The 8,391-nt window shown below is 72.4% G+C and carries 9 protein-coding genes and 1 pseudogene; 5 read left to right on the forward strand and 5 right to left on the reverse strand.

The features are described 5' to 3' along the window. A partial coding sequence (locus tag AB0O34_RS35255; RefSeq protein WP_363923076.1) for a GntR family transcriptional regulator occupies positions 1–465 on the reverse strand: 465 nt, incomplete at its 3' end. A gap of 133 nt (positions 466–598) precedes the next feature. On the opposite strand from AB0O34_RS35255, the gene AB0O34_RS35260 reads away from it, so the two are divergent. Then, on the forward strand, positions 599–1,417 hold the full coding sequence (locus AB0O34_RS35260; RefSeq protein WP_363923078.1) for an alpha/beta fold hydrolase: 819 nt from the start codon (positions 599–601) through the stop codon (positions 1,415–1,417). Between the two features lie 27 nt (positions 1,418–1,444). On the opposite strand, the gene AB0O34_RS35265 is transcribed toward AB0O34_RS35260, so the two are convergent. Further along, positions 1,445–2,416: a DMT family transporter gene (locus AB0O34_RS35265; RefSeq protein ID WP_363923080.1), complete on the reverse strand. Its 972-nt coding sequence runs from the start codon at positions 2,414–2,416 to the stop codon at positions 1,445–1,447. 246 nt (positions 2,417–2,662) lie between these two features. Here AB0O34_RS35265 and AB0O34_RS35270 point away from each other — a divergent pair, with 246 nt between their 5' ends. Both AB0O34_RS35270 and AB0O34_RS35275 read left to right on the forward strand, forming a co-directional pair. Then, complete coding sequence (locus tag AB0O34_RS35270) at positions 2,663–3,589, forward strand: aminoglycoside phosphotransferase family protein (RefSeq protein ID WP_363923082.1); 927 nt, start codon at positions 2,663–2,665, stop codon at positions 3,587–3,589. 5 nt (positions 3,590–3,594) lie between these two features. Next, entirely contained in the window at positions 3,595–3,831 is a 237-nt protein-coding gene (locus AB0O34_RS35275) for a GNAT family N-acetyltransferase (protein ID WP_363923084.1), read from the forward strand. Between the two features lie 97 nt (positions 3,832–3,928). Here the strand turns inward: AB0O34_RS35275 and AB0O34_RS35280 are convergent, their stop codons facing one another. Then, positions 3,929–5,104 carry an MFS transporter gene (locus tag AB0O34_RS35280; RefSeq protein WP_363923086.1) on the reverse strand — a complete coding sequence of 392 codons (1,176 nt, stop codon included), beginning with the start codon at positions 5,102–5,104 and terminating at the stop codon, positions 3,929–3,931. 268 nt (positions 5,105–5,372) lie between these two features. On the opposite strand from AB0O34_RS35280, the gene AB0O34_RS35285 reads away from it, so the two are divergent. Then, on the forward strand, positions 5,373–6,749 hold the full coding sequence (locus AB0O34_RS35285) for a helix-turn-helix domain-containing protein (protein WP_363923088.1): 1,377 nt from the start codon (positions 5,373–5,375) through the stop codon (positions 6,747–6,749). A 115-nt stretch (positions 6,750–6,864) separates the two neighbouring features. After that, entirely contained in the window at positions 6,865–7,218 is a 354-nt protein-coding gene (locus AB0O34_RS35290) for a YciI family protein (RefSeq protein WP_363923092.1), read from the forward strand. A 146-nt stretch (positions 7,219–7,364) separates the two neighbouring features. Here AB0O34_RS35290 and AB0O34_RS35295 read toward each other — a convergent pair whose 3' ends face one another. Together AB0O34_RS35295 and AB0O34_RS35300 are read right to left on the reverse strand one after the other, a co-directional pair. Then, positions 7,365–8,105, reverse strand: coding sequence for an SRPBCC domain-containing protein (locus AB0O34_RS35295; protein ID WP_363923090.1), 741 nt, complete (start codon positions 8,103–8,105; stop codon positions 7,365–7,367). Position 8,106: 1 nt separating this feature from the next. Then, positions 8,107–8,391 (reverse strand): annotated as a pseudogene (locus tag AB0O34_RS35300) (ArsR family transcriptional regulator); the annotation flags it as partial.

Genomic DNA, 8,391 nt, shown 5'->3' on the forward strand with positions numbered 1-8,391 from the left:
GCCGTTCCCGGCGAAGAGCACGCGCGCCGGGTCCGGCTCCCAGCCCCCGCGGGCCAGGAGCCGGGCCGTCGCGTCGCGGGCCTCGGGCGTGCCGGACGGGCCGACCGGCCGCAGGGCCGAGGCCAGGACATCGGGGCGCAGCAGGCGGCCGAGCCCCTCGGCGAGCAGAGCGTGCTGCTCGGCCACGATCGGGTAGTTGAGCTCCAGGTCGACGCGGGCGCTTCCCGGCTCGACCAGCGCGGGGCCGGGTGACCGCTCGCCCGCCCGTACGAACGTGCCGCGCCCCACCTCGCCGACGACCAGCCCGCGCCTGGCCAGCTCGCCGTACACGCGAGCGGCCGTGGAGCCGGCGATGCCCCGCCGCCGGGCGAACGCCCGCTGCGGCGGCAGCCGGTCTCCGGGGCGCAGCCGCCCGGCGGCGATGTCGGCGGCCACGGCGTCGGCGATCAGCCGATAGTCCTCCATGAGGTCACCTCATCGATCGCAAAGTCCTGGATTGCACCGAGAGCAATGATGATATTGCACTGAGGGTGTTCCCCGGCCTAGCATCGCCGTCAGCGCGGGACCGCGAAGCGCCGGAGCGGGAGGAAGTGGGCTTGTGAGCAGGGCCTCGGTCAACGGGATCACCGTCGGGTACGACGACCAGGGCCAGGGCGCCCCACTGGTGCTGGTCCACGGTCACCCGTTCGACCGTTCGATGTGGGCGCCGCAGGTCGCCGCCCTCGCCGGCCCCCGGCTGCGGGTGATCGCACCTGACCTGCGGGGCTACGGCGAGAGCACCGTGGTCCCCGGGAAGACCCCGCTGGAGACGTTCGCGCGCGACGTCGCCGCACTGCTCGATCATCTCGGGGTGGGTGAGGTGGTGATCGGGGGGCTGTCGATGGGCGGGCAGATCGTGATGGAGTTCCACCGCCTGTTCCCGGGCCGGGTACGCGGGCTGCTGCTCGCCGACACCTTCGCCCAGGCCGAGACCGGTGAGGGCAGGAAGCTGCGCGCGGCCCAGGCCGACCGCCTTCTTCGCGAGGGTATGGGGCCCTATGCCGAGGAGGTGCTGCCGAAGATGGTCGCCCCGTACAACATCGAGGCACTGCCCGACGTGGCCGCGCACGTGCTCGGCATGATGCGCTCGGCGCCGCCGGAAGGTGCCGCGGCGGCGCTGCGAGGTCGCGCCGAGCGTCCCGACTACGGCGATCTGCTCCCCGAGATCGCGGTGCCCGCGCTGGTCGTGGCCGGACGGGACGACGAGTTCACTCCGGTGGCCGACGCGGAGTTCATGCGCCGGCGCATCCCCGGGGCGACGCTGGCCGTGGTCGACGGCGCCGCGCACATGCCGAACCTGGAACGGCCCGCGGAGTTCGACAGCGCCCTGCGGGGTCTCCTCGCCGCCGTCGACCGCGGGGTCGTCCCCGGCGTGTGAGGACGGACGCGCGTCCGCTGGCCGCCTTCACGGGCCGCCGGGGGAGGGACCCCCTGGAGTGGCGTCGAGCGCGTCCGTCGTGCGCCCGCCGCCCGCCTCGGGCGCGACGGCGCGGCGAACCGGCCGGCGCCGCGAGGGCAGCCGCCCGCCGCCCGACAGCCACGAGCCCACAAGGATCAGCAGCGACCCCGGGATCGCCCCCACCCCCGGACGCTCACCGAGGATCATCATCCCCAGTGCCACCGCCACGACCGGGTTCACGTACGTGATCAGGACCGCGCGACCGGCCCCCGCCTCGGCGATGAGCACGGTGTAGAGGACCAGCGGCGCCGCCGTGCAGAGCAGCCCCAGGACCAGCAGCGCGGCGATCGCCGGCGGGGTGGGCATGGTGGCCGGCGGCGTCAGCACGGCGGCCGGGGACAGTAGCAGCGACGCCAGGATCAGGGTCGCGCCCATGGACGCCCGGGGATCGACCCCGGACAGGTGGCGTTTCAGCACCATCGGCCCGGTGGCGTAGAAGAGGGCGGCCGTGAGGATGGCCACGGCCCCGAAGAGCTCGGCCGCCCGCCCCGCGACGTCGACCCCCATCAGCGCGACCACGCCACCAAGCCCGATGACGAGCCCGGCCAGCCGCCTGCCGCGCACCCGCTCGCTCGCGTCGAAGCGCAGGGCCAGCAGGGCGACGAAGAGCGGCGCGGCGGCGATGAGGATCGCGGTGAGGGAGGAGGACACGTGCTGCTCCCCGATCGCGATCAGGGGAAACGGCACGACGATCTCGCTCAGCGCGAACACCCCGACCCAGCGCGCCCTGCCGCGCAGCACGCTCAGCACCCCCGCGCGCGGAGCGAAGACCAGCAGCGCGGCAGCGGCCAGCACGACGCGCACCCACGCGACGAACCCGGGCGGCACGCCCTCGTCCACCGCGACCTTTATGAGCAGGTAAGGGATTCCCCACAGCACCGACACGACCGCGAAGGCCACCCAGGCACGCGCACTCATCAACACCCCCGCCCAAGCGAACCCCGGAACCATGGCCCCGTCTTCACTCGAAACCCGGACCCGGAGCGGCATCCCGTCTGGTCTCCGTCGTCACCCCCCGGTCCCGTACCCCGCCCGCCCCCGCGGCGCACCGCCGCCGTCCCGCGATGAGCGGCACCACCTCGCTCCGGTGACATCACATGCGGGGCGTGATCACCTTTAGGGTGAGGGAGAGCCGGCATCCGGAGGTCCGAGGAGCCGCCACACGTGATCACCGTCCCTGAAGCGCTGGCCGCGTCCCAGAGCAGGTACAACGGCGAGTCAGGCCGCAGGTGGGTCGCCGGGCTGCCGGACCTGGCCGTCCTGTTCCTGGATCGGTGGCGGCTGCGCCCCGACGGGCGGCCGGCGCACGGTGTGGCCGCGCTCGTGCTCCCTGTGCTGCGCGCCGACGGCACGCCCGCGGCCCTGAAGCTCCAACCGGCCGACGACGAGAGCCGCGGGGAGCCGGTGGCCCTGCGCGCCTGGGCCGGGAACGGCGCCGTCAACCTGCTCGACCATGATCCGGGCACGGGCACGATGCTGCTGGAGCGCCTCGAGGCCGCCCGGCCGCTCTCGTCGCTCCCCGACGACACCGTGGCCCTGCGGATCCTCGCCGGGCTGCTGGCCCGCCTGGTGGCCCTGCCCGCTCCGGACGGCATGCGGACCCTGGCCGAGATCGCCGCCGCCATGGTGGAAGAGCTGCCGAAGGCCCTGCCGTCCCTGCGTGACCCTTCGGACCGGCGGCTGCTGCAGACGTGCGCGGCCTCCGTCCGCGAGGTGCTGGGGGAGCCCGGCGACCGGTTGCTCCACTGGGACCTGCACTACGACAACGTCCTGGCCGCCCATCCGTCGACCGGGCGGGAGCCGTGGCTCGCCATCGACCCGAAGCCCCTCGCCGGCGATCCCGGCTTCGACCTCCTGCCCGCTCTGGACAACCGGTGGGACGACATCGTGGCGACCGGTGACGTGCCCCGTGCCGTACGGCGCCGCTTCGACCTGATGACCGAGATCCTCGGGCTCGACCGGCGGCGCGCGACCGCCTGGACCCTGGGCCGGGTGCTGCAGAACGGCCTGTGGGACGTCAAGGACGGAGAGACCGCCCTGCGACCGGTGCAGACGGCCATCGCCGAGGCCCTGTTGCGGGGCCGGGGATGACGGGCGTGTTCCTGAAGACAGAGCGGCTGGCGCTGCGGCCGTTCACCGAAGCCGACGTGGACGACCTGTTCGATCTGCACGACGACCCCGAGGTCATGCGGTTCATCAACGGCGGCAGACCGGCGTCCCGCGAGGAGATCCTTACCGAGGACCTCCCCAGGTTCCTGCACTACTACGAGCGTCTGGACAGGGCCGGCTGGGAATGGCGGGAACGGGCCGCCCGGCCGTACCCCGAGGGCTGACACGCCCGCGGGCCCAGGGCGTGGGCGGGCCCGCGGGGGGGAACGCCCTCGTTCACCTCTCGCGACACGGCGGGCGTGCCGGGGACGGTCAACGAGGTCACGCGGCCGTGGCCGGCTCGGTCTCCTTGGAGACCTGGTGCCGTGCCAGCACGCCCGCGCTCATCAGCACCGCGACCATGAGGACGGTCACCAGCACGAACGAGACCGGCAGGCTGCTGAGGGCCGCGATGCCGCCGATCGCGCTGGGCGCCACGAATCCCGAGGTGTAGCTAATCGTCGCCACCCCCGCCACCCCCTCGCCCGGCGTCGGCGCGACGTTGCCGGCCGCCCCGAACACCAGCGGCACGACCACCGCCACCCCGAGCCCGATGAGCATGAACCCGGTGATCGCCGGCAGCGGGGTGCGGGCGATCACGACGAGGGCTGCGCCCAGCGTGGCGAGCAGCCCGCTGATCCGCAGGGACGTCACCGCGCCCAGCCGGCGCACCACCATGTCCCCGCAGAGCCGCCCGGCCGCCATGGTGAACGCGAACGCGGTGTAGCTCGCGGCGGCCACCCCGGCGGAGGTCCCGGTGACCTGCCGCAGGTAGACGGCGCACCAGTCCTGGCTGGTCGACTCGGCGAACACCGCGCAGAAACCGATCAGGCCGAGGACGAGCACGTGCCGGGAGGGCAGCACGAACCTCGGAGGAGCCGCCTCGCCCTCCAGCGCCCGCACGTCCAGCAGGAGAGGCCCGACCGCACCCCCGACCGCGAGCAGCACCACGGCCATGACGCCCAGGTGGACGCGGGCGTCCACGCCGAGATGGGCGGCCAGCACGCCTATGGCGCCCGCCGCCAGGCCGCCGACGCTCCACATCCCGTGCAGCCCCGACATGATCGAACGGCCCGTCCGCTGCTCGACCACCACCCCTTGCGCGTTCATGGCGACGTCGCACATGCCCGCCACCGCCCCGTACAGCAGGAGCGTGAACCACAGCACGGCGAGGTTGGGCGCGAGGGCGGGCAGGGCCAGCGCGGCGGACCACAGCGCGATGAGCCACCGGGTGGCCGCCCGCCCGCCGAAGCGGTGGAGGATCCGCCCGGCCATCGGCATCGCCACCAGAGCACCGACCGCGGGGGCCAGCAACGCGAGACCCAGCTCACCCGGGCCCGCGTGCAGGTGGTCCTGGAGCCAGGGGATGCGGGTGGCGAAGCTGCCCGTGACCGCCCCGTGGACCGCGAACGTGATCGCCAAGGCCACCCGGGCCCTGCTCACCACGCGAGAGTCCACCTGAGAAAGCTAACAGAAAGGTTTCTTTCCTGGGAGTACGTGATCAGGTGGCGGACCGATGGCCTCGCGGGTGGGGTTGACTCTCCCGATATGGGAGGCCGGAGGCTGGGACGCGTGCACGACCGCCGCCTACCTCGGACGGACCGTCGGCGGCTCTCCCTCGGAACGGGCCGCGGGCCGGCTTCCCGGGGGTGTACGGCCGCAGGTCGCCATGCCGACGATTTCGATCACCTTGACGAACAATATTGTCGCTGAAAGTGTTGCGGGCATGTTGGATGTGGCGGTGATCGAGGATCCGGCCGCGGCCGAGGTCTCGCTGGACCCGGTGCGGTCCCGGCTGCTGGCCGAGTTGTCCGAGCCCAGATCGGCGACGATGCTGGCCGCGAGGGTGGGCCTGCCTCGGCAGAAGGTCAACTACCACCTCAAGGCCCTGGAGCGTCACGGGCTGGTGGAGCTGGTGGAGGAACGGCGTAAGGGCAATGTCACCGAGCGGGTGATGCGCGCCACCGCGGCGTCGTACGTGATCTCGCCGGTCGCCCTCGCGGAGGTGCAGCCCGACCCGTCGCGGTCACCCGACCAGCTGTCGGCGCGCTGGCTGCTGGCGGTCGCGGCCCGGCTGGTGCGGGACGTGGGCCAGCTCATCACCGGCGCGGCCAAGGCACGCAAGAAGGTCGCGACGTTCGCGATCGACGGCGAGATCCGGTTCGCCTCCGCGGCCGACCGGGCGGCCTTCGCCGAGGAACTGGCCGGCGCGGTGGCCGCTCTGGTGAGCAAGTATCACGATGGGACGGCCGAAGGCGGGCGCGACCACCGCCTCATCGTCGCCGTCCACCCGAGCGTCACGGCCAGACCGGTCGAAACGACACGCCCGAGACACCGACCAAGGAGTTGTAGCATGCGGCACGAATTCGAGGTGCGCAAAGAGATCCTCATCCCGGCGACCCCGGAGCAGGTGTGGGAGGCGATCTCCACCGGCCCCGGCGTCGACTCCTGGTTCATGGGGCACAACGAGATCGAGCCGCGTGGAGGCGGCGCGGTGACCCAGAGCCTCATGGGCGCCACCTGGACGGCCACCGTGACCGCGTGGGAGCCCTCGAAGCGGTTCACCTACCAGGGTGAGGAGCAGCCGGACGGCACCTTCATGGCGTGGGACTACCTCATCGAGGGCCGCGAGGGAGCGAGCACCGCGCTCCGCCTCGTGCACAGCGGGTTCCTCGGTGACGACTGGGAGGCCCAGTACGACGCCCTGCAGACGGGCGACGGCATTTACCTGCAGAAGCTGCTCGCCTACCTCAAGCACTTCCCCGGCCGGACCTCGACGTTCAACACGCTCATCCCGGGCACGCAGGTGTCCGACAAGGAGCGCGTGTGGGACACCTTCAAGAGCGCGCTCGGCGTGACCGGCCCGCTCGCCCAAGGCGACCGGGTGGTGCTCACCGTGGACGGGCTCCCGAAGGCCGAGGGCGTCGTGGAGAGCACCGGCTACCCGAGCATCCCGAGCGTCTGCACGGATGACGCGCTGTACACGTTCATGCACGGCTACCGCGACACGGTGGTCGTGGAGCAGCACAGCTTCGTGCCCGGTGTGGACGCGAAGGCGACCGAGGATGCCTGGAAGGGCTGGCTCGCCACGGCGTTCGCCTGACCTGCCAGGCGGGCCGGCCCCGCGAGGGGTGGTCTCGCCGCGTCAGGACAGGGACGGGGCACGGGAAAGCACGGTTCACGGCGGGGCGGCGACGAGGGGGGAACCCGTGAAGTACATGCTGATGATCTACAACAACCCCGCGATCCTCGGGGCCATGCCCGAGGAGGAACGCGACGGGCTGATGGGCGAGGTCGACTCGATCATCGAGGAGCTCACCAGGTCGGGCGAGTGGGTCGGCGGCGCCGCGCTGGCCGACGCCTCGCAGGCTCACACCGTGCGGGTGCGGAGCGGCATCCCTGCGACCACCGACGGGCCCTACGCGGAGGCCAAGGAGCAGCTGGCGGGTTACGTGATCGTCGACTGCGAGAGCGTCGAGCGGGCGATCGAGATCGCCGCCCGCTGGCCGGACGCCAAGTACTGGGCGATGGAAGTGCGTCCGGTGATCGACACGGTCGACACGGAGGTATGACGGCGCGAGCCGCCTGACCAGGCATGTGGAAGGAGCCGGGCCGTCACGGGTGGTTCCGTGGCGGCCCGGCTCCGGTTCGCGCGGGGGTCGGGTCTGGGGGGTGGAACCCGGGCGCGAACGGGCCGGGGGGACTTCCTGCCGGGGCGTCAGGGGAGCAGCCTGCCGAGCCATTCCTGCCACGCCCGCTCGGTCTTCATGGGGTCCACGTCGGCGAAGATGTGGTGGCCCACAACCAGCGTCTCGTGCATTCCCTGGATGAAGCGGTAGAGGCCGTCCTCGGTGCGCACGCCGAGGAAGCCGGGGGTGGCGTAGTCGGCGACACCGTCGATGGGGTCGAGACCCTCCGGGGTGAGCCTCACCCGCTCGCCCCGGGTGACGGGGCCGGGCAGGCCAAGCCCGCGTTCGAGCACCTGCCACATGGGTTCACCGCCGCCGGTCTTGGGCCGCGCGCCGAAGACCACCACGGCGGACCGGCCGGGGAAGTGGGTGAGGTACTGGTCCAGGGTGTGCAGGTACATGTCCCAGCCGCGGTTCAGCGCGTCGTACTCGGCATCCCAGTCGTCGCCGAGGATGCCGCTCTGCACCAGCCGAAGCACGGTGCTGCCCTGGTCGCGTCCCTCGATGAGGTACTCGAAGGCCATGAACGATCCGTCCGGGTTCTTGTCGCTCCGGAACCCGAACCGCTTGGACGGTTCCCAGGCGGTGACGGTGGCCTCCACGGGGAAGTCGCCGAAGTACTGCCGGGTGGCGCCCCCTTCGCGGGGCTCGATCTCGTTGCGTCCCATGAACCACGAGTCGACTCCCGGGCCGGTGGCGATCGCCTCCCACACCTGCTCGGGGGTCGCCTCCAGCGTGACCTGCTTGCGCAGCTCGAACTCGTGCGGCATTTCAAAGCTCCTTCGTCTGGGTTTCGAGGGTGTCGTTGTCGTCCGGCTCGTCGCCGGCCCATGGGTGGACCGCCACGATCACGTGGTGGTCGCGGCCGGCGCCGGCGGTCTCGTCGTGATACGCACGGACCAGGGCGGTGAACGCGTCGGCCAGGTCGTCGGCGAAGGCGGCGCTGTGGGCCGCCGAGGCGAACCGCACCTGGCCGTCGATCGCGAACGTCGCCGCCTTCCTGCGGGCCTTGGCGGCGCCGGTGACCAGCTCGCCCACGTCGCGCACCAGGCGGGA

It is taken from the genome of Sphaerisporangium sp. NPDC088356 (assembly GCF_040685555.1).
In the GTDB taxonomy this organism is placed as follows: Bacteria; Actinomycetota; Actinomycetes; order Streptosporangiales; family Streptosporangiaceae; genus Sphaerisporangium.

Bases quoted from the DNA above. Each gene is read 5' to 3' on its own strand.
- AB0O34_RS35285 (WP_363923088.1), top strand. From the start codon at position 5,373: ATGTTGGATGTGGCGGTGATCGAGGATCCGGCCGCGGCCGAGGTCTCG.
- AB0O34_RS35295 (WP_363923090.1), bottom strand. From the start codon at position 8,105: ATGCCGCACGAGTTCGAGCTGCGCAAGCAGGTCACGCTGGAGGCGACC.
- AB0O34_RS35290 (WP_363923092.1), top strand. From the start codon at position 6,865: ATGCTGATGATCTACAACAACCCCGCGATCCTCGGGGCCATGCCCGAG.
- AB0O34_RS35265 (WP_363923080.1), bottom strand. From the start codon at position 2,416: ATGAGTGCGCGTGCCTGGGTGGCCTTCGCGGTCGTGTCGGTGCTGTGG.